Here is a 22,049-nt window from a genome sequence, read left to right on the forward strand (position 1 = left end):
TTAACTTTGTAGACAATGTGAAAGCAATTAAATTATAAACTATTGATTGGTTTAATGGCTTTCCTTTAGAGTATTTAAAATAAAGAACAGCAGTGAGAAATTTTCTAATTGAAAATAATCTTACTGCTGTTTTTAATATCTGGATGCATTGTTGTGGTTACTTTAAAAAGTGAACATCAATTAACGCTTTTTTCGATTTAACAAATGTGATTTAATATCATATTTTAATGCGTCGTTGTATTCTTTTTCAGTGATTTGATCTTCGATTAACATACGCTTTAATACATAATGTTGTCTTTGAATACTATATTTCAAATCTTTATCTGATTTTAACGTTCCATCTTTTTCGTAGGGTGTATAGCCATATGGGCTTTGCAACAAACCGATAAGGTATGCAGATTGTGCAATTGATAAATCTTTTGGTGGAATACCAAATAAACTATATGAAGCGGATGCAATTCCGGAAATATTAGCGCCATTATAATCTCTACCGAAGGGAACTATATTTAAATATGTATATATAATTTCATCTTTTGAGAGTAGGTGTTCTAATCTAATTGCTAGGCGAAGTTCATTTGCTTTTCTACTATATGTTTTTTCGTTGGTAAGAACTTGATTTTTAACAAGTTGTTGTGTAATTGTGCTACCACCTGAACTTTGATTAGTATTAAAAATATCTTGTATCATTGCTCTTAAAATCGCCTTTGGTAAGATGCCATCATGTTTATAAAATAAAGTGTCTTCAGATGACGTTAATGCTTTAATGACATTTGGGCTTGATGTTTTAGGGCCTATAATGAGTGAGTTTTGAGAATGGTTATACTCATATAACAAATTTTTGTTATTATGATCTAATAATTCATCGCCAGGTATTTGTCGAACTTTTTTTATTAAAGCATCATCTGATAATGAGTCGGACGTTTTAGTTAAATGATGAAAATATAAAGACATCGCAATCACAGCGATAGCAACGATGGCAATGAAAATCATAAATATAAAAACAATGACATGTTTGATAGCTTTATATATCTTTTCAAAATGATATATACGATGATTCAATTGATGATTGTTGTCTTGATTCGTCATCTTTAACCTCCTAAATTACGTATAGTATACCATATTTAAGCAATTTGACTTTTATTTTAACGTTAATTATAATTAGGGAAAATGCATAAAGAATAGGATAAAAGGACAAGTAATATTATTTGAAATCATCAGAGAGCTAGTGGTCGCTGTGAACTAGTGTTTTTAATAATATGAATACACCTTTATAACTAACATGTCCTACGTTTATTAATGAACGTATCATTAATAGAGTGAACATTATCTTATGATTATGTTTAAGTTTGGTGGTAACGTGCAATCGCGCCCTTACATATTTGTTGTAAGGGTTTTTTTACGTTCAAAAAGCTTTAAAGTATTTTAACAAGTATTCACTAAATAATTATAAATAGGAGGAAATAATAATGACGAATGTATTAATTGAAGATTTAAAATGGAGAGGTCTTATTTATCAACAAACTGATGAACAAGGTATTGAAGATTTATTAAATAAAGAACAAGTGACGTTATACTGCGGTGCTGATCCAACGGCAGATAGCTTACACATTGGTCACTTACTACCATTTTTAACATTAAGAAGATTTCAAGAACATGGACATCGTCCTATCGTTTTAATTGGCGGTGGTACAGGTATGATTGGTGATCCATCGGGTAAATCAGAAGAACGTGTGCTACAAACAGAAGAACAAGTAGATAAAAATATCGAAGGTATTAGTAAGCAAATGCATAATATTTTTGAATTTGGAACAGACCATGGTGCAGTGCTTGTTAATAATAGAGACTGGTTAGGACAAATTTCATTAATTAGCTTTTTACGTGACTATGGTAAATACGTCGGTGTTAATTACATGTTAGGTAAAGATTCAATTCAAAGTCGTTTAGAACATGGTATTTCATATACAGAATTTACATACACGATTTTACAAGCTATTGATTTCGGTCATTTGAATAGAGAATTGAATTGTAAGATTCAAGTAGGTGGATCAGATCAATGGGGTAATATCACAAGTGGTATTGAATTAATGCGTCGTATGTATGGTCAAACAGACGCATACGGTTTAACTATTCCGCTTGTAACTAAATCAGATGGTAAGAAATTTGGTAAATCTGAGTCAGGTGCTGTTTGGTTAGATGCTGAAAAAACAAGTCCTTATGAATTTTATCAATTCTGGATTAATCAATCAGACGAAGATGTAATTAAATTCTTAAAATACTTTACTTTCTTAGGAAAAGAAGAAATTGATCGCTTAGAACAATCTAAAAATGAAGCACCGCATTTACGTGAAGCTCAAAAAACATTAGCTGAAGAAGTAACTAAATTTATTCATGGTGAAGATGCATTAAATGATGCTATCCGTATTTCACAAGCATTATTTAGTGGTGATTTAAAATCATTATCAGCGAAAGAATTAAAAGATGGATTTAAAGATGTGCCTCAAGTGACATTATCAAATAACACAACAAATATCGTTGAAGTCCTTATTGAAACAGGCATTTCTCCTTCTAAACGACAAGCACGTGAAGATGTTAACAATGGTGCGATTTATATTAATGGTGAGAGACAACAAGATGTTAGTTATGCTTTAGCACCAGAAGATAAAATTGATGGCGAATTTACGATTATTCGTCGCGGTAAGAAAAAATACTTCATGGTTAACTATCAATAAATATAATTGCATAGCTAAATAAATTAGAGCCTACTCATTACATTCTTAGGAATGAATATGAGTAGGCTCTTAATGTACTTTTCTGTCTGTAAATTATCTAAAGAAATCTCTATCGCCTTGGCCAGGTGATTGACGCTCTGATCGGCTTTGACGTTTTGGTTGTTCTTTTTGTTGTTTTAATTTCACTTTAACTTCTTTTGTTTTACCATCACGGATAACGGTAACAGTGACTGATTCACCAGGTTTTTTATTTTCATATAAATAGCTTCTTAAATCAACATCATCTTTAATTTTCTTGCCATCAATTTCTGTAATAATATCACCTTTTTTAAGATCAATATCACTATCAGCTTTTGCGACATAAATACCGTCTTCGCTATCAGTATGAAGTTGCTCGCGCTCTTCTTCAGGAATATCTTTCAAATTAATTAAACCAATACCAATCGAAGGGCGGTCAATTTTACCATGTTTTACAAGTTGTTCAATTGTTACTTTAACTTCATTACTTGGAATGGCAAACCCGATACCTTCAACTTGTGTCGCAGCAATTTTCATTGAGTTAATACCAACTAAATTACCATTAATATCTACTAATGCGCCACCTGAGTTACCTGGGTTAATAGCAGCATCTGTTTGAAGAACGCTGACTTTTGTATTGCCACCAGTTGTCTCAGCGTCAATAGTACGTTCACTTGCTGAAATGATACCAGATGTTACAGAGTTAGCAAATTGTAATCCTAATGGGTTACCCATTGCGAATACGCTATCACCAGTTTGTACTTTTGAAGAGTTGGCGAATTGAATCGCTTTAATACCTTTTGTATTTTCAATTTTAAGTACAGCAATATCAGTTACTGCATCTTTACCAACTAATTTCGCTTTAACTTGTTTTTTATTATGTAATTGGACTCTAATTTCATTTGCGCCATCAATAACATGATTGTTTGTAACGATATAAGCTGAATTGTTGTTTATTTGATAGATGACACCTGAACCTACTCCGGCTTCAGATGGTTTAGATGATTTGCCTTTTAATAAGTCGTCTACACTTGATGCTTTTTGCATGTTAATAACTCCAACAATTGTAGGGGAGACAGATTTTATCATTTCATGAACGGTACCGAATTTCTTGCTTTGACCGTCTAATTGATTGCCACCTTTATTATTTGTTGTCTGGACAGTTGAACCATCTTTATTTAAAATTGTACTATTTAATACTTTGCCTATACCAAGTACTAGAAGTGCACCAATGATTCCAGCAATCAATGCAACGATGACTGTTTTAAACCATGGAAATTTAGGTCTTCTGTATCTAGGTGTTTGGCTATGGTTTGTTGTAGAATGATCTGTATGATTAAAATCTGACATACTTAACCTCCATTATATGATTTATATATGCTTTAATTATGTCTTTTTTTTATAATTATTGCTAGTAATACACTATACAACTTTAGATGTATTTTCAGACTATCTTGTTCTAGTAAAAATATAGTGATAAAATCTAGTTGTTATAAACAAATAAGTTAAGTAGGTGGCACAATGTATTCAGTGATTAGTAAGATTTTGAATTTCATTTTAGTTAAAATGTCAAAATCATTATACGTAATCGGTAAAGATAATATTCCTAAGGATAGTAAATATGTCGTAACTTGTACGCATGAAAGTTATAACGAAGTCATTATGCTAGGTATGGCATTATATCCTAATCAAATTCATTATATGGCTAAAAAAGAATTATTCAAAAATAAATGGATTGGTAAATTTTTAACGTCTTTAAATGCATTTCCTGTAGATCGTGAAAATCCAGGACCTAGTACTTTAAAACGCCCAATCAATTTGTTGAAAGATAATAAGACAGTTGGTATCTTCCCAACAGGTTCTCGCACATCGCAAGAAGGTGCACCTTTGAAACGTGGTGCTTCAACAATTGCAATGTTAAGTAAGTCACCAATATTACCTGTTGCTTATGTTGGTCCTACTAAGATTCATGGTCTTTTAACAGGACAAGCATACATAAATATCGGTAAACCAATCGATATTAACGATTTACCTAAAGATTTAAAACGAAACGAGCGTATCGATTATATTACAAAAGAGATTGAAACACGAACAGCAAAGTTACAACAAGAATTGCATGAAATTGTAAAAAGTTTATAAAATAACTTGAGGTAGAAATATAGCTGGTTAGTAAGCCTAGGTGACTATAACGGAGTATCGAAGTAGTTATTCTAGTTACATTAGTAATCTTTATATTTCTACCTTATTTTAAGAAGGATGACATTCAATGTATAAATTTTTCCAAAATTTAGGGCGTTCGTTAATGTTACCAGTTGCCATTTTACCGGCTGCAGCAATTATTGCCGGAATTGGTAATACGTTAAATGCACTTCATGCGGCGCCGAAAATCGCAATGTTCTTTACTACGGTAGGTACTACGATTTTAGAGCAATTAGGTATTTTATTTGCAATTGGTGTAGCTATAGGAATGGCAAAGAAAAATGATGGTGCAGTCGCGCTTGCAGCTGCGTTAGGATATTTTTTAGTTACAGTTGTATTATCACCAATGAAATTAGCGCCTTTATTAGGAATGAAAGCTTCTGAAATAAATTCAGCTTTTGAAAAGATGAATAATGGCAATGTCTTTGTAGGTATTGTAATAGGTTTAATAGCAGCTTATGCATACAATAAGTTTAGTGAAACAGAATTACCATTAGCATTATCATTTTTTAGTGGTAAACGTTTAGTTCCAATTATGACTGCATTTTACTGTACATTTTTAGTTGTCATATTGTTATTTTTATGGCCACTACTTTATTCATGGATTGTAAAATTTGGTGAATCTATAGTTGGTTTAGGATCATTTGGTGCTTTCGTATATGGTGTTGCCAACAGATTATTAATTCCTACAGGATTACATCATGCACTGAATAGTGTGTTCTGGTTTGATACGATTGGTATTAATGATATTGGTAAATTCCAAAGTGGCAAAGATGCTATAAAAGGTATTACAGGACGCTATCAAGCGGGATTCTTCCCAATCATGATGTTCGGTATTCCAGCGGCTGCGTTAGCAATGTATCATACAGCTAAAACTACTCAGAAAAAACAAGTTTACGGTTGGTTCCTAGCGAGTTCAGTTGCAGCATTTTTCGTTGGTGTTACAGAGCCGATTGAGTTTGCATTTATGTTTGTTGCGCCAATCTTATATGTTGTTCATGCGTTATTAACAGGATTATCTTTATTTATCGCAGCTACATTCCATTGGACAGCTGGATTTTCATTTAGTGCAGGTTTGATAGATTATGTGTTATCACTAATTAATCCGGTATCAAATCATCCATTGATGTTGCTTGTTCAAGGTGTTGTATTCTTCATCTTATACTATGTGATTTTCCGTGTAGTCATCCAAGTATTTAACTTAAATACGATTGGTAGAGGTGAAAATGAATTAGTTGATCCAACAGTTGTAAAAGATAATATTGCTCCTGGTGAAAATGATATTAAACAAAGTAAATATCATAATCATGCTATACAAATATTAGAAGGTTTAGGTGGTCAAGAGAATATTGTTAATTTAACCAATTGTGCAACAAGGTTGCGTCTAGAGTTAAAAGACACATCTATTATTGATCAACAGAAGATTAAAAACGCCGGTGCAGTTGGTGTTACTGTTAATGGCAAACATTCAACTCAAGTTATTGTCGGTACACACGTACAGCAGGTTGCTGATGAAATTGAAAAACATTTATAAAATTTAATCAACTAAAGCGCAAATCTAACTTCAATAGGGTTTGCGCTTTTTTTAGTCAAATAGTAGAATGATTTATATCTGAATTTTCAGAAATGGAGTGGGGATTGTGAAGAAAATTTTATTTGATGTTGATGGCGTTTTTTTAAGTGAAGAACGTTGTTTCGATGTCTCTGCATTAACGGTATATGAATTATTAATGGATAAGTGTTATTTAGGTCTTCATTCACATATAGATTGGGAAACTTTGACTGATAACGATATACAAGACATTAGGAATCGAATTTTTCAAAAAGATAAGATTTTAAACAAATTAAAATCGCTAGGGCTGAATTCAAATTGGGATATGTTATTTATCGTTTTTAGTATTCATTTAATTGATATTTTGAAAAAGTTATCACATGATGAAATTGAGGCATTCATGTATCAAGATGAGCCTGTCGAATTGAAGTTGCAAAATATAAGCACAAACTTAGCAGACCGTTTTAATTTAAATGAACAACTACCTTTACAATTTTTGGATAATGTAAAAGTTGGTAAAAATAATATTTATGCTGCTTTGGAAGAGTTTGCAACAACAGAGTTACATGTTTCGGATGCTAATTTATTTAGTTTGAAGGGTGCATTATGGACGTTAGCGCAAGAAGTTTATCAAGAATGGTATTTAGGATCGAAGTTGTATGAAGAGGTTGAAAAGAAAATAGCACGAACTACTTTTAAGACAGGTTATATTTATCAAGAAATTATTTTGAGACCAGTAGATGAAGTTAAGGTACTTCTGAATGATTTAAAAGGTGCTGGTTTCGAATTAGGTATTGCAACAGGTCGTCCTTATACTGAGACTGTTGTGCCATTTGAAAATTTAGGATTGTTACCATATTTTGAAGCTGATTTTATTGCAACAGCAAGTGATGTTTTAGAAGCAGAGAATATGTATCCGCAAGCACGACCATTAGGAAAGCCGAATCCTTTTAGTTATATCGCAGCTTTATATGGTAATAATCGCGATAAATATGAATCTTATATCAATAAGCAAGATAACATTGTAAATAAAGATGACGTATTTATAGTAGGCGATTCGTTAGCTGACTTATTAAGTGCTCAAAAAATAGGTGCAACGTTTATTGGAACATTAACAGGTTTAAAAGGTAAGGATGCTGCAAGTGAGTTAGAAGCGCATCATGCCGACTATGTTATTAATCATTTAGGTGAACTTAGAGGTGTACTAGATAATTTGTAATTTGATTGTTGTTTGACAGCATAACTTGAAGTGAATGATTGAACCAAAGGTTTCATATTGAGTTACAATGAAATTAATAATGAAAAAATGCCAAGAAGCAATGGAAGTAATCCAATGTCTTCTTGGCATTTTGAATTTACATAAATTGTTTATGACTGTACCGTCAATTCAGTTGTGAAAATTTGATTGTATTCACCAACTTGTTTAAGTTCATCAATTATATTGTTTGAAACAGGTTGATCAACGGATAAAATCATTAGCGCATCTCCGCCCGCTTCAGTTCTACCTAAAGTCATAGATGCAATGTTGATATTGTATTTACCTAACAATGCGCCAGTTTTACCTACCATACCTGGAGTATCATTATGATATGACACAATTTGATATTGATTTGGCTTTAAGTCTACAGAAAAATTATTAATTCTAACAATTCTTGGACCGAAACCTGTAAAGACAGAAGCGCCAACTTTAACGGAATCGCTATCGTTTGATAGTTCTACCTCTAAGTAGTTACTAAAACCTGTCTCTGCTTTATTATTTTCAATATTTAATGTCACTTGTTGTTGATTTAACAGCATTAGAGCATTGATAATATTGACTTCAGGACCAAGATCATCTTTTAAAATATGAGTAATAATTGTACGTGTTAATAAACTACTATCAATAGAGGCTAAGTCGCCACCGTACGTAATTTTAATAGAGCTTGGTGCATTGTACATTAATTGAATAGCTAATTCACCAACTGTTTGGCTTAAATTGATAAATGATTTTACAGTATCATCTATATTGCTTAAGTCCATTTTAGGTGCATTCACTGCATGCGTTACAGTACCATCAATTAAAATTTCGATGATTTCATTTGAAACAGAAATTGCCACTTTTTCTTGAGCTTCGACTGTTGAAGCACCCAAATGAGGTGTAACAATAATTTTATCATGTGCAACAAGAGGCGAATCAGTTGCAGGTTCATGTTCAAACACATCGATAGCTGCCCGACTAATTTGTCCTTCGTCTAATGCTTTTATTAGCGCCTTTTCATCAATAATACCACCACGTGCCACATTGATTATTTGCAAACTAGGTTTTGCTTTGGCAAAAAAGTCAGAATTAATTAAGCCTTTTGTTTTAGGTGTTAGTGGTGTATGCAATGTAACGAAATCAGAATGTTGGGCAATCTCATCAACTGTTGCCTTCGTAATGCTTAAAGATTTTGCTTTTTCATCCGTTAAGTAAGGGTCAAAAGCTAGTATTTTCATTCCGAAACTTTGCGCACGTTTAGCAACACCTAAACCAATTCTACCAGCACCAATGACACCTAATGTTTTATGATAAAGCTCAGTACCTTTAAATGCATTTCGATTCCATTCTTTATTTGTAAGTGATTGGTGTGCTTGAGGAATATTTCGAGCCATTGATAATAACATTGCTAGTGAATGTTCAGTAGCTGAAATCGTATTACCATCTGGGGCATTAATAACTAAAATACCTTTTAATGTTGCAGCATCAATATTAATATTATCTACACCAACACCGGCGCGTGCGATTACTTTTAAAGAATCAGCAGCATTTATGATATTTTCAGTAACCGTAGTTTGACTACGAACGATTAAAGCATGGTATGAAGGTATAATTTTGATTAATGCTTCTTCGGACAAACCAGTTTGAATATCTACATTGAATTGTTCGTGATCTAATAATGCTTTGATACCATCTTTTGATATAGGATCTGCAACGAGTACATTAAATTGCTTCATGAATAACCTCCATATATTTTGATATACCTTTACCGATATAGTTAACTTTACGGTGTTCAGTTAAAATAATTTCTAAAGCAGAAACTACCGATAAAATATCGAAAGGACTAATTTTCCCCATATGACCAATTCTTAAAATTTGACCTTTAAGATGGCCTTGACCACCAGCAATTGTTATTTTTAAGCGATTTTTAAGCTCATCTTTGATTATTTTCACTTCATCATTTGTGTTAGGTTTGAATGCCGTAACCGTTGGAGATGCATCTTTATCATTGACTAATAAAGTTAAATCTAATGCTTTTAAGGCGCTTCTTAATGCATTTCTAATTGCGTAGTGTCGTGCTATTACGTGATTGAAACCTTCTGCTTTTACGGTTTCAACGTATGCATTTACACCTCTAAATAAAGACACATTTGGTGTGAACGGTGTAGAATTGTCAGCTTGTGACGAAATGTATTTATTTAAGTCTAGATAAAATTTTGGTGTAGTTACTTCTTTGAAACGTTCTTTTGCACGGTGGCTATAAGCTACAAAAGCTAATCCTGGAGGTAACATAATTGCTTTTTGACTACCAGAAACAAGTACATCAATTTTATCTTTGTTAATGTCAACATCAACAGCACCAATGCAACTTACGCCGTCAACTACAAAATAAATATTACTATTAAATTGATTGATGGCATTTCCTAACTCGTGAATAGGGTGTAGCACTGTCGTAGATGTTTCGCAATATTGACTAAATACTGCTTTAACTTCAACATTTAAAGTTGAAAGGTAATTGATGAAATCTTTGACATCTACAGCTTCTCCCCATGTTACGTCATAAATATGCACATTTTTGTAATAAGTTTGTGCAATTTGTTTAAATCGGTTACCAAAGGCACCTGAAACAATGACAATGAAGTGATCTTCAGGGTTTACAATGTTCAACATACTAGCTTCTAAGACGCTTGTACCGCTAGATGTTAAAATAAGTACATCATTTTGACTCCCAAATATTGGCTTTAGACCTTGAAATGCTTGTTGTGCGATGTCTTCAAAATCTTTAGAGCGATGACCAACCATAGGTGCTTGAATTTCTCTCATAATGGCATCAGGTACAGGGGTTGGGCCAGGTGTTAATAACAACGGTTGATGATAATACATTTATATGCCTCCTATAAATAAGATTTCACTATTTTAGCAAATTTTCTGAAAATTTAAAAGCCTAAAAAAAGTGATAACGCTATATTGTCGAACAAATGTTATCACTTAACGATTTTATTTGGCCTGAATGATGGGATAGATTTTTATGTCCACATTATTTCTTACAGCATTTGAAATCATGCAATTATTATCTGCAATTGTTATCAATTTTGGTAATCGCTTTTCTAATTGTGCTATTTGATCACTTGGAATTTCAATGTGAGGATGGTGCACAATTTTTGACATACTGAATTTTCCATTATTTAAACAAGCTGTTCCAATCGATTGTTGTTCAATTGAAATATCTGTGAACTTTGCACGTTCAAGAGTAGCTGCTAATGAGATGATATAACATGATGAAGCGGCTGATACTAACATTTCATCGGGATTTGTTCCTATACCAACACCACCTAAAGAAGCAGGTATTGAAATATTCTCTGAAAGTATGTCGCCTTGAACGTTTCCGACATTGTTACGACCACCTTGCCAAGAAGTTTGGACTTTAAAGTCATGTTGATGCAATTGCTTTAACCTCCAATATAATTGTGATAGTTTAATTTTAGAATAGTTTATCAAAGTTTAACAGAAAGGTGACTTATCAATGACTCTGAATAAACTGAAAGATGAATTACAAATTGTTTCGCACCGCGGATTGCCGAGTGATTTTCCTGAAAATACAATGGTCGGTTATCGAGAGGTAATGGGACTCAATGTTGCTATGTTAGAAATAGATGTTCATTTGACCAAAGACCAACATTTTGTTGTGATACATGATGAAACAATTGATAGAACATCGGATGGTAAGGGGCGTATTGCTGATTACACATTATCGCAATTAAAATCATTTGATTTTGGTAGTTATAAAGATGTTGCTTTTAAGGGAGAACGAATACCCACGTTAGATGAAGTACTTTCATTATGCTTAAAGTTTGATAAAAAGCTATTGATCGAATTGAAAAGTCCGAATTTATATCCAGGAATAGAATGTAAATTGCTGGCATTTTTGGAAGAAAAGAAAGTCGATGCGACACAAGTAGTTATACAATCTTTTGATATCGAATGCATCGAAAAGTTAAACACATTAGGCAGTATATATGAATTAGGTGTGCTTTGTAGTAAACGTAAGTATTGGTATAAAAAGCCAAACTTTTCAAGAATTGCTCAAATTGCTAGTTATGTTAATCCTAATTATGCATTAGTGACCAGAAAATTTGTTGATGAAGCACATCATCATCAATTACAGGTTATGCCATACACAGTTAATAAATTGAAAACTGGAGAAAAATTAAGACAAATGGGTGTAGATGGATTAATTACAGATAATCCGAAATTATTTATTAAGTGAGACGATGAATGGTAATTTGATAGAGGGATGAGGTTTCGTATATCGCAATTGATAATTTTAAAAACTAATGATGAAATATTATAGATTATTCAACAAATAAGACTTGTAAATTCTAAGTTGATTGTAAAATAGGGGAGCTCCATATAATCTTGAATCTATCATTTTTAAATTAATAAAAAAACACCCACAATTGTGGGTGTTTGTATTGAACGGTATTATCTTGAGTAGTACTCAACGATTAATTGTTCGTTAATTTCAGCAGGTAATTCGCTACGTTCTGGTAAACGTACGAAAGTACCAGTTAGGCTGTCAGCATCAAAGTTTAAGTACTCAGGTACGAAATTGTTGATTTCAACTGATTCAACGATGATGTTTAATTTTTGAGATTTTTCACGAACTGAAATTGTTTGACCAGGTTTAACAGAATAAGATGGAATATCAACACGTTTACCATCTACTAAGATATGACCGTGGTTAACTAATTGACGTGCTTGACGACGAGTACGAGCTAAACCTAATGAATAAACAACAGCGTCTAAACGACTTGCTAATAAGATCATGAAGTTTTCACCGTGTACACCGAATTTTTTACCAGCGATGTCAAATGTGTTACGGAATTGTCTTTCAGTCATTCCATATAAGTAACGTAATTTTTGTTTTTCACGTAATTGTAAACCATATTCTGATAATTTTTTACGTTGGTTTGGACCATGTTGTCCTGGTGCGTAAGGACGTTTTTCTAATTCTTTACCAGTACCGCTTAAAGAGATACCTAAACGACGAGATTTTTTCCAGTTTGAACCTCTGAATCGAGCCATAATAAGACTCCTCCTTTAATTCTTTTTTGTTGTTATGAATAAACAAAAAAGAGTGTTGCATGCTTACTAAGATATATTGTTTTATGTGTCTTCACCTTATAGCGACAGTTACGTGACACGTCCGCATTGGGAACAACATAGCGCTCAATAATATACAACTGCTACTTTCGTTAATTCACACAAAGTTTATTGTAACATTTTCCTGCTAACTGTCAACACTTTATTGAAAATGCTGATGTCCTTTTATGCGAGTTGCTTTTCAATAATTTTAACAATTGCTTCAAGATGTTCCTTGTCATTGTCATCAAATCGATCCGTTATAGGGGCATCGATATCTAAGACACCGATAATTTTATCATCTTTGAAAATTGGAACGACAATTTCAGACTTACTATTAGCATCACAAGCGATATGTCCTGCGAATTGATGGACATCAGCTACAACTTGTGTACGACGTTCTGAAACGGCTGTACCACATACACCTTTTCCAATTGGAATGTGGACACAAGCTGGGTGTCCTTGGAAAGGTCCAAGTATAAGTTCATTTTGTTCCAATAAGTAAAAGCCGACCCAATTAATTTGATCTAGATTATCATTTAATAAGGCAGACATGTTACTTAAAATAGCAATCATGTGATGTTCATCTTCAATAAGGCTTGCTGCTTGTTTCTTTAATAATGTGTAGTTTGTTGGGTTAATTGTTGTCATATTTAAAACCTCTTATTTTCATAGATTTTATAATAGTATAGAATTTCGAAAATATTATGGCAATAAATTCATTTTATAATTTATCCTTAAGCAAAATTACGTTATAATAGTAATGATAAATTAGGAGGAGAAGCATATGGTGTTATATATCATTTTGGCAATAATTGTGATTATATTGATTGCTGTAGGTGTATTATTCTATTTACGTTCAAATAAACGACAAATTATTGAAAAAGCAATCGAACGTAAAAATGAAATTGAGACGTTACCTTTTGATCAAAACCTTGCACAATTATCTAAGTTGAATTTAAAAGGTGAAACAAAAACGAAATACGATGCAATGAAAAAGGACAACGTAGAAAGTACAAATAAGTATCTAGCTCCTGTGGAAGAAAAAATCCATAATGCTGAGGCTTTATTAGATAAATTTAGTTTCAACGCATCTCAAAGTGAAATTGATGATGCAAATGAGTTGATGGATAGTTACGAACAAAGCTATCAGCAACAATTAGAAGATGTAAATGAAATTATTGCGTTATACAAAGATAATGATGAATTATATGACAAATGTAAGGTTGATTATCGTGAAATGAAACGTGATGTTTTAGCAAATCGTCATCAATTTGGTGAGGCAGCAAGTCTTCTTGAAACTGAAATTGAAAAATTCGAGCCAAGGTTAGAGCAATATGAAGTACTAAAAGCTGATGGTAATTATGTACAAGCGCACAACCATATAGCTGCCTTGAATGAACAAATGAAACAGCTAAGATCTTATATGGAAGAAATACCAGAATTAATTAGAGAAACTCAAAAAGAATTACCTGGTCAATTCCAAGATTTAAAATATGGTTGCCGTGATCTTAAAGTTGAAGGGTATGATCTGGATCACGTAAAAGTAGACAGTACATTACAAAGCTTAAAAACAGAGCTTAGTTTCGTTGAGCCATTAATTAGCCGCTTAGAATTAGAAGAAGCTAATGATAAGCTAGCTAATATCAATGATAAGTTAGATGACATGTATGATTTAATTGAACATGAAGTTAAAGCTAAAAATGATGTCGAAGAAACAAAAGATATCATTACGGATAACTTATTCAAAGCTAAAGACATGAATTATACATTGCAAACAGAAATTGAATATGTACGTGAAAACTACTATATAAATGAATCTGATGCTCAAAGTGTTCGTCAATTTGAAAATGAAATTCAAAGTTTAATTTCTGTATATGATGATATTTTAAAAGAAATGTCTAAATCTGCTGTACGATATAGCGAGGTTCAGGATAATTTACAATATTTAGAAGATCATGTCACAGTCATTAATGACAAACAAGAAAAGCTACAAAATCATCTGATTCAATTACGTGAAGATGAAGCAGAAGCAGAAGACAATCTGTTACGAGTACAATCGAAGAAAGAAGAAGTGTATCGTCGATTACTTGCTTCTAACTTAACAAGTGTTCCTGAAAGATTTATCATCATGAAAAATGAAATTGATCATGAAGTTCGTGATGTTAACGAACAATTTAGTGAACGTCCAATACACGTTAAACAGTTAAAAGATAAAGTATCTAAAATTTTGATTCAAATGAATACATTTGAAGATGAAGCAAATGATGTTCTTGTTAATGCTGTTTATGCAGAGAAATTAATTCAATATGGAAATAGATATCGTAAGGACTATAGCAATGTTGATAAGAGCTTAAATGAAGCTGAACGATTATTTAAAAATAATCGCTATAAGCGTGCGATTGAAATTGCAGAGCAAGCTCTTGAAAGTGTTGAGCCAGGTGTCACTAAACATATTGAAGAAGAAGTTATTAAGCAATAGCATTTATTAAACTTAATCGTATTTTACGAAGTGATAGGAGTTAGCCAACTGTATGTTGTCTAGCTTCTTTTTTTATATGGATATATGATAGGGAGAATCAATTTAGCAATCGTTTAAAGATAAATGTCATTCAATGTGATCGTTGAATTAATGTAGGTAGCGAAAATGCATCGTTCCACAGCTGTATGCATAGAGTGAAATAGTCTAATTCTTATTTAATAAGTAGAAATAAGATTATTTTGCGCTATAACCTTTATTTTTTGCCGGATAATAGTATAATGCTTGAGTAAAACAATTTTAACGATTGATGATTAATGAAAGAGAAGTGTTTATTTTGATATATCTAGATAATGCGGCAACGACGAAAGCATTTGATGAAGTGTTGGATACTTATGTGAAAGTAAATCAATCAATGTATGTTAATCCTAATAGTCCGCATAAAGCTGGTTTGCAAGCAGATCAATTATTACAGCAAGCAAAAGCTCAAATAAATGGTATGGTCAATACTAATATGACATATGATGTTGTTTTCACTAGTGGTGCAACGGAATCTAACAATATCGCGCTTAAAGGTGTGGCTTATCGTAAATTTGATACAGCAAGAGAAATAATTACATCTGTTTTAGAACATCCGTCTGTTTTAGAAGTTGTCAGATATTTGGAAGAGCGCGAAGGCTTTAAAGTTAAATATGTTGATGTAACAAAAGATGGCACGATTGATTTGCAACATTTTAACGATTTAATGTCCGATAAAGTCGGTTTAGTAACATGTATGTATGTAAATAATGTGACAGGTCAAATTCAACCCATTCCAAAGATGGCTGAAACGTTAAAAAATTATCCTAAAGCACATTTTCATGTAGATGCGGTTCAAGCGTTTGGTAAAGTAGCTATGGATTTAACAAATGTAGATAGCGTGAGTTTAAGTGGCCACAAATTTAATGGGTTAAAAGGTCAAGGCGTCTTACTTGTTAATCATATTCAAAATATTGAGCCAATCATTCAAGGTGGCGGTCAAGAATATGGCGTTAGAAGTGGAACAGTTAATTTGCCAAATGATATTGCTATGGTTAAAGCGATGAAAATGGCAAGTGAAAACCTTGAAGCATTGAATGCATTTGTTACTGAGTTAAATAATGACGTCCGTCAATTTTTAAATAAATATCATGGAGTTTATATTAATTCTTCAACTTCAGGTTCACCATTCGTTTTAAACATTAGTTTTCCTGGTGTAAAAGGTGAAGTATTAGTTAATGCATTTTCAAAATACGATATTATGATTTCTACAACAAGTGCTTGTTCATCTAAACGTAATAAATTAAATGAAGTATTGGCTGCAATGGGATTATCAGACAAGTCTATTGAAGGTAGTATAAGATTATCATTTGGGGCTACTACAACCAAAGAAGATATAGCAAGGTTTAAAGAAATATTTATCATCATTTATGAGGAAATTAAGGAGTTGCTAAAATAATGAAGTATGATCACTTGCTTGTTAGATACGGGGAGTTAACATTAAAGGGTTCAAATAGAAAGAAATTTGTAAATCAATTAAGAAATAATGTAAATAAGTCATTAAAAGGACTTGATGGGTTTGTCGTTAAAGGCAAACGAGATCGTATGTATATTGAACTTGAAGACCATGCAGATATAAATGAAATAACATATCGATTATCAAAAATTTTCGGTATCAAATCTATTAGTCCGGTATTAAAAGTAGAAAAAACATTAGAGGCAATGAGTGCAGCGGCAATTAAATTTGCGCAGCAATTTGAAGAAAACAGCACATTTAAAATTGATGTGAAGCGTGCCGATAAAAATTTCCCAATGGATACGTATGAATTACAACGTGAATTGGGTGGTGCAGTATTGAAGCACTTCGACAATATTTCAGTGAATGTTAAACGACCAGATCATGAAATTAGAGTAGAAGTTAGATTAGATGCAATTTATATGTATGAAGAAGTGGTAGCTGGTGCTGGTGGTTTACCAGTAGGTACAGGTGGTAAAACGTTGCTAATGCTTTCAGGAGGCATAGACTCACCAGTTGCTGGGATGGAAGTGATGAGACGTGGTGTAACAATTGAAGCGATTCATTTCCATAGTCCACCATTTACAAGTGATCAAGCAAAAGAAAAAGTTATTGAATTGACACGTATTTTAGCTGAACGTGTTGGACCAATTAAATTGCATATTGTACCATTTACAGAATTGCAAAAACAGGTAAATAAAGTTGTACATCCAAGATATACAATGACTTCAACGAGACGTATGATGATGCGTGTTGCTGATAAATTAGTACATCAAATAGGGGCTTTAGCTATTGTAAATGGTGAAAACCTAGGGCAGGTAGCAAGTCAAACACTTCATAGCATGTATGCAATTAATAATGTAACGTCTACCCCTGTATTACGCCCTTTATTAACTTACGATAAAGAAGAAATTATTATTAAATCGAAAGAAATTGGTACATTTGAAACATCTATTCAACCTTTTGAAGATTGTTGTACAATTTTCACCCCTAAAAATCCAGTAACCGAACCAAACTTTGAAAAGGTAGTTCAATATGAAAGTGTCTTTGATTTTGAAGAGATGATTAATCGTGCTGTTGAAAATATTGAAACACTTGAAATAACAAGTGATTATAAAACTATTAAAGAACAGCAAACAAACCAATTAATAAACGACTTTTTATAAATAAAATCCTAGAGTAAATTTAAACATAAGGGGATGTTAAACTATGGATTTGAATTTAACGATGATTATAATCATAATTTTATTTGGTTTTATCGCGGCGTTTATAGATTCGGTTGTAGGGGGTGGAGGTTTAATTTCTACGCCAGCATTATTAGCAATCGGTCTACCACCATCTGTGGCTTTAGGTACAAACAAATTGGCAAGTTCATTTGGTTCTTTAACTAGTACGATAAAGTTTATAAGGTCCGGTAAAGTGGACTTATATGTTGTTGCCAAATTATTTGGTTTTGTATTTTTGGCATCTGCATGTGGAGCATATATTGCAACGATGGTTCCGTCACAAATATTGAAACCTTTAATCATTATTGCACTTTCGTCGGTGTTTATATTCACATTACTTAAAAAAGATTGGGGCAATACACGTACGTTTACTCAATTTACATTTAAGAAAGCCATACTATTTGCAGCACTTTTTATATTAATCGGCTTTTATGATGGATTTGTAGGTGGGGGAACAGGTTCATTTATGCTTTTTGTATTGTTAGTCTTTGGTTTTGATTTTTTAAGTGCTGCAGGAAATGCTAAAGTTTTGAACTTTGCTTCTAATATAGGTGCGCTTGTATTATTTATGGTATTAGGACAAGTAGATTATGTAATAGGCTTAATTATGGCTACAAGCATGATTGCTGGGTCATATACTGGGGCTCATTTTGCTATCAAACAAGGTGTTGGCTATGTAAAAGTATTATTTATTATTATTACTGCGATTTTAATTTTAAAAAATGCTTTTGATTATATTCAACAATTTGTATAAAATTAAATTTGCTTTTGATTAAAGCATGAAAATTGTAATCAAACCATAAATTGTCGTATGATGTAGTTAGAATTTTAAAATGCAGGAGGTCAAGTATATGACTGAAATAACATTCAAAGGTGGACCAATCCACTTAAAAGGTCAACAAATTAATGAAGGTGATTTTGCATCTGATTTTACAGTGTTAGATAATGACTTAAATCAAGTAACATTAGCAGATTATGCTGGTAAAAAGAAATTAATTAGTGTGGTACCATCAATTGATACAGGTGTTTGTGATCAGCAGACTCGCAAATTCAACTCTGAAGCTTCTAAAGAAGAGGGGATTGTGCTTACAATCTCAGCAGACTTACCATTCGCACAAAAAAGATGGTGCGCTTCAGCAGGTTTAGACAATGTCATTACATTAAGTGACCACCGTGACTTATCATTTGGTGAAAACTATGGCGTTGTTATGGAAGAACTTCGCTTATTAGCTCGTGCAGTATTTGTATTAGATGCAGATAATAAAGTGGTTTATAAAGAAATCGTTAGTGAAGGTACTGATTTCCCTGATTTTGATGCTGCTTTAACTGCATACAAAAATATTTAATCATTAAAGAGATAAATCTTAAAATGTATACATCGTGTCCATCGTTGTCAACAGCATTAAAATAGAATTGTTTTCTATGATTGCTAAGACCTATGGGCACTTTTTATTGGAGAGGGACGAATATGGCAGAACAACAAACAATTATGGAACGCTTGTTTCATACATTAGATGAAAAAGCTAAAACATTAAATAATGAAAATGGCCAAAGTTTTATTGAAAATCTTGGACTAGCAATGGAACAAGTATATACCAATGAAAGAGGATTGTTAGAACAATCGACGTTACAAGATCGACGTAAAGCATTCCAATTTGCATATTTAAGTTTAATGCAGGAAGAAAAGATACGAGCAAATCATCAAATTACACCAGATTCAATTGGCTTGATACTAGGATTTTTAGTTGAGCGTTTTATGAACAACCAAGAAGAATTACATATTGTTGATATTGCAAGTGGTGCCGGTCATTTAAGTGCTACTGTAAAAGAAGTGTTACCTGAAATTGCGGTTATGCATCATTTAATTGAAGTTGATCCAGTTTTATCACGTGTTAGTGTACATTTAGCAAACTTCTTAGAAATTCCTTTCGATGTGTATCCTCAAGATGCCATTATGCCACTACCGTTAGAAGAAGCAGATATCGTTATTGGTGATTTTCCAGTAGGCTATTATCCAATTGATGAAAGAAGTAAGGAGTTTAAGCTAGGTTTCGAAGAAGGACATAGTTATTCACATTATTTATTAATAGAACAAGCAATAAATGCATTAAAAGATGCTGGATATGCCTTTCTAGTGGTACCAAGTAATATTTTTACAGGCGAGCATGTAAAACAGCTTGAAAAATATATTGCAACAGAGACAGAGATGCAAGCATTTTTAAATTTACCACCAACTTTATTTAAAAATGAAAAAGCGCGAAAATCTATATTAATTTTACAAAAGAAAAAATCGGGTGAAACAAAGCCAGTTGAAGTATTATTGGCAAATATTCCTGATTTCAAAAATCCTTCACAATTTCAAGGATTTATGACAGAGTTAAATCAGTGGATGGACACAAATCGTCCTAAAAAATAATCTGTAATAGTATAGTCATAAAACTGTATGAATGATAAAATGAGAAATGAAATAGTATAAAAAGCAAACGATGGAGGATCATTACTTATGTCAAAATTAATCTTGGCTATCAATGCTGGTAGTTCATCATTAAAATTTCAATTAATTAGAATGCCTGAAGAGGAATTAGTAACAAAAGGTTTAGTAGAAAGAATCGGATTGAAGGATTCAATTTTTACAATTGAAGTCAACGGGGAAAAAGTTAAAACAGTACAAGATATCAAGGATCACGTTGAGGCAGTTGATATCATGTTGGATGCTTTTAAAGCGCACAATATTATTAATGATATTAACGATATCGATGGAACAGGTCACCGTGTTGTACATGGTGGTGAAAAATTCCCTGAATCAGTAGCTATTACTGATGAGGTTGAAAAGGAAATTGAAGAATTAAGCGAATTAGCACCGCTTCACAACCCAGCTAACTTGATGGGTATTCGTGCTTTCCGTAAATTATTACCAAATATCCCTCATGTGGCAATTTTTGATACAGCATTCCATCAAACAATGCCTGAAAAAGCATATCTATATAGCTTGCCATATCATTATTATAAAGATTATGGCATTCGTAAGTATGGTTTCCATGGTACAAGCCATAAATTTGTATCACAAAGAGCGGCAGAAATGTTAGATAAGCCAATTGAAGATTTACGTATTATTTCATGTCACATTGGTAATGGTGCATCAATTGCAGCTATCGATGGCGGTAAATCTATTGATACATCAATGGGCTTCACACCACTTGCTGGTGTAACAATGGGTACTCGTTCTGGTAATATTGACCCTGCTTTAATTCCATTTATAATGGAAAAAACTGGTAAAACTGCTGAACAAGTATTGGAAATCTTAAACAAAGAATCAGGTTTATTAGGATTATCAGGTACATCTAGTGATTTACGTGACTTATCAGAAGAAGCTGAATCAGGTAAAGCACGTTCACAAATGGCTTTAGATGTATTTGCTTCTAAAATTCACAAATATATTGGATCATATGCTGCGAGAATGCATGGTGTTGATGTTATCGTATTTACAGCAGGTATCGGTGAAAACTCAGTTGAAATTCGTGCGAAAGTTCTTGAAGGCTTAGAATTTATGGGTGTTTACTGGGATCCTAAGAAAAATGAAAACTTACTACGTGGTAAAGAAGGATTTATTAACTATCCTCATTCACCAGTTAAAGTTGTCGTTATTCCAACAGATGAAGAAAGCATGATTGCCCGTGATGTTATGACATTCGGTGGTTTAAAATAATTTTTTAATAAATATTAAGCGTCTATCTCCGCTACAATTATATGTAGGAGGTAGACGCTTTTTGTATTGTTTGAAAATTAACTAGTGTAATGTCTCTTTTCACAAATATCTTAAAAATTGAGTAGTCAAAGAAGATTATGAAAACATTATTAAATGAGTTTTATTTATAAACAATAAAAAAACCAAGTGCAGACAGTTGCACTTGGTTCATAATGATCAAGTAGTTA

Annotated in this window: 21 protein-coding genes; 13 read left to right on the plus strand and 8 right to left on the minus strand. The window is 32.6% G+C overall.

The genetic code is table 11. The features are described 5' to 3' along the window. Positions 1-108 precede the first annotated feature (108 nt). Positions 109-201 (plus strand): hypothetical protein, encoded by a 93-nt coding sequence (locus JV528_RS06930; protein ID WP_041201409.1) that lies wholly within the window; start codon positions 109-111, stop codon positions 199-201. Here JV528_RS06930 and JV528_RS06935 read toward each other — a convergent pair. Continuing rightward, positions 181-1,086: a transglycosylase domain-containing protein gene (locus JV528_RS06935; protein WP_000184373.1), complete on the minus strand. Its 906-nt coding sequence runs from the start codon at positions 1,084-1,086 to the stop codon at positions 181-183. The two genes, JV528_RS06930 and JV528_RS06935, sit on opposite strands and share 21 nt — an antisense overlap. Before the next feature lie 380 nt (positions 1,087-1,466). On the opposite strand from JV528_RS06935, the gene tyrS reads away from it, so the two are divergent. After that, a complete protein-coding gene (gene tyrS / locus JV528_RS06940) occupies positions 1,467-2,729 on the plus strand; it encodes a tyrosine--tRNA ligase (RefSeq protein WP_204177435.1) in 1,263 nt (420 codons plus the stop codon). A 93-nt stretch (positions 2,730-2,822) separates the two neighbouring features. On the opposite strand, the gene JV528_RS06945 is transcribed toward tyrS, so the two are convergent. Further along, positions 2,823-4,097 (minus strand): S1C family serine protease, encoded by a 1,275-nt coding sequence (locus JV528_RS06945; protein WP_001279341.1) that lies wholly within the window; start codon positions 4,095-4,097, stop codon positions 2,823-2,825. Between the two features lie 171 nt (positions 4,098-4,268). On the opposite strand from JV528_RS06945, the gene JV528_RS06950 reads away from it, so the two are divergent. From JV528_RS06950 to JV528_RS06960, 3 genes are all read left to right on the plus strand, one after another. Next, positions 4,269-4,886 (plus strand): lysophospholipid acyltransferase family protein, encoded by a 618-nt coding sequence (locus JV528_RS06950; protein WP_000287588.1) that lies wholly within the window; start codon positions 4,269-4,271, stop codon positions 4,884-4,886. A gap of 127 nt (positions 4,887-5,013) precedes the next feature. Next, the gene (nagE, locus tag JV528_RS06955) at positions 5,014-6,480 is read left to right on the plus strand and encodes an N-acetylglucosamine-specific PTS transporter subunit IIBC (protein WP_000276354.1); all 1,467 of its coding nucleotides are present in this window, start codon (positions 5,014-5,016) and stop codon (positions 6,478-6,480) included. A 106-nt stretch (positions 6,481-6,586) separates the two neighbouring features. Continuing rightward, a complete protein-coding gene (locus JV528_RS06960) occupies positions 6,587-7,717 on the plus strand; it encodes an HAD family hydrolase (protein WP_000721713.1) in 1,131 nt (376 codons plus the stop codon). Here JV528_RS06960 and JV528_RS06965 read toward each other — a convergent pair. The 4 genes from JV528_RS06965 to JV528_RS06980 all read right to left on the minus strand — a co-directional run bounded on the left by JV528_RS06965 (position 7,678) and on the right by JV528_RS06980 (position 11,179). Continuing rightward, positions 7,678-7,773 carry a hypothetical protein gene (locus JV528_RS06965; RefSeq protein WP_031761395.1) on the minus strand — a complete coding sequence of 32 codons (96 nt, stop codon included), beginning with the start codon at positions 7,771-7,773 and terminating at the stop codon, positions 7,678-7,680. The two genes, JV528_RS06960 and JV528_RS06965, sit on opposite strands and share 40 nt — an antisense overlap. A gap of 93 nt (positions 7,774-7,866) precedes the next feature. After that, a complete protein-coding gene (gene serA / locus JV528_RS06970) occupies positions 7,867-9,471 on the minus strand; it encodes a phosphoglycerate dehydrogenase (protein WP_000808840.1) in 1,605 nt (534 codons plus the stop codon). Next, positions 9,458-10,618, minus strand: coding sequence for a pyridoxal-phosphate-dependent aminotransferase family protein (locus JV528_RS06975; protein ID WP_204177433.1), 1,161 nt, complete (start codon positions 10,616-10,618; stop codon positions 9,458-9,460). Before JV528_RS06975 ends, serA begins: the two co-directional genes overlap by 14 nt. 114 nt (positions 10,619-10,732) lie before the next feature. Next, positions 10,733-11,179, minus strand: coding sequence for an OsmC family protein (locus JV528_RS06980; RefSeq protein ID WP_000553924.1), 447 nt, complete (start codon positions 11,177-11,179; stop codon positions 10,733-10,735). 79 nt (positions 11,180-11,258) lie between these two features. On the opposite strand from JV528_RS06980, the gene JV528_RS06985 reads away from it, so the two are divergent. Continuing rightward, on the plus strand, positions 11,259-12,002 hold the full coding sequence (locus tag JV528_RS06985; RefSeq protein WP_000174276.1) for a glycerophosphodiester phosphodiesterase: 744 nt from the start codon (positions 11,259-11,261) through the stop codon (positions 12,000-12,002). 215 nt (positions 12,003-12,217) lie between these two features. Here JV528_RS06985 and rpsD read toward each other — a convergent pair whose 3' ends face one another. Both rpsD and JV528_RS06995 read right to left on the minus strand, forming a co-directional pair. Continuing rightward, positions 12,218-12,820, minus strand: a complete 603-nt coding sequence (gene rpsD / locus JV528_RS06990; protein WP_000090512.1) for a 30S ribosomal protein S4 — start codon at positions 12,818-12,820, stop codon at positions 12,218-12,220. Positions 12,821-13,063: 243 nt separating this feature from the next. Beyond that, entirely contained in the window at positions 13,064-13,528 is a 465-nt protein-coding gene (locus tag JV528_RS06995) for a GAF domain-containing protein (RefSeq protein ID WP_000207847.1), read from the minus strand. Between the two features lie 136 nt (positions 13,529-13,664). Between JV528_RS06995 and ezrA the strand changes: the two genes are divergently transcribed. The 7 genes from ezrA to JV528_RS07030 all read left to right on the plus strand — a co-directional run bounded on the left by ezrA (position 13,665) and on the right by JV528_RS07030 (position 21,822). Continuing rightward, positions 13,665-15,359, plus strand: a complete 1,695-nt coding sequence (gene ezrA, locus JV528_RS07000) for a septation ring formation regulator EzrA (RefSeq protein WP_000244863.1) — start codon at positions 13,665-13,667, stop codon at positions 15,357-15,359. 325 nt (positions 15,360-15,684) lie between these two features. Further along, the gene (locus tag JV528_RS07005) at positions 15,685-16,833 is read left to right on the plus strand and encodes a cysteine desulfurase family protein (RefSeq protein WP_078061152.1); all 1,149 of its coding nucleotides are present in this window, start codon (positions 15,685-15,687) and stop codon (positions 16,831-16,833) included. Continuing rightward, a complete protein-coding gene (gene thiI / locus JV528_RS07010) occupies positions 16,833-18,056 on the plus strand; it encodes a tRNA uracil 4-sulfurtransferase ThiI (RefSeq protein WP_000872667.1) in 1,224 nt (407 codons plus the stop codon). The genes JV528_RS07005 and thiI overlap by 1 nt, the downstream gene beginning before the upstream one ends. 43 nt (positions 18,057-18,099) lie before the next feature. Then, a complete protein-coding gene (locus tag JV528_RS07015) occupies positions 18,100-18,870 on the plus strand; it encodes a sulfite exporter TauE/SafE family protein (protein ID WP_000365324.1) in 771 nt (256 codons plus the stop codon). Positions 18,871-18,967: 97 nt separating this feature from the next. Next, on the plus strand, positions 18,968-19,462 hold the full coding sequence (tpx, locus tag JV528_RS07020) for a thiol peroxidase (RefSeq protein WP_000136262.1): 495 nt from the start codon (positions 18,968-18,970) through the stop codon (positions 19,460-19,462). Positions 19,463-19,584: 122 nt separating this feature from the next. Continuing rightward, on the plus strand, positions 19,585-20,532 hold the full coding sequence (locus tag JV528_RS07025) for a class I SAM-dependent methyltransferase (RefSeq protein WP_204177432.1): 948 nt from the start codon (positions 19,585-19,587) through the stop codon (positions 20,530-20,532). A gap of 87 nt (positions 20,533-20,619) precedes the next feature. Further along, a complete protein-coding gene (locus JV528_RS07030) occupies positions 20,620-21,822 on the plus strand; it encodes an acetate kinase (RefSeq protein ID WP_000040069.1) in 1,203 nt (400 codons plus the stop codon). The last annotated feature ends 227 nt before the right edge of the window (positions 21,823-22,049 follow it).

Source organism: Staphylococcus sp. GDB20D11A (assembly GCF_016893255.1).
In the GTDB taxonomy this organism is placed as follows: Bacteria; Bacillota; Bacilli; order Staphylococcales; family Staphylococcaceae; genus Staphylococcus; species Staphylococcus aureus.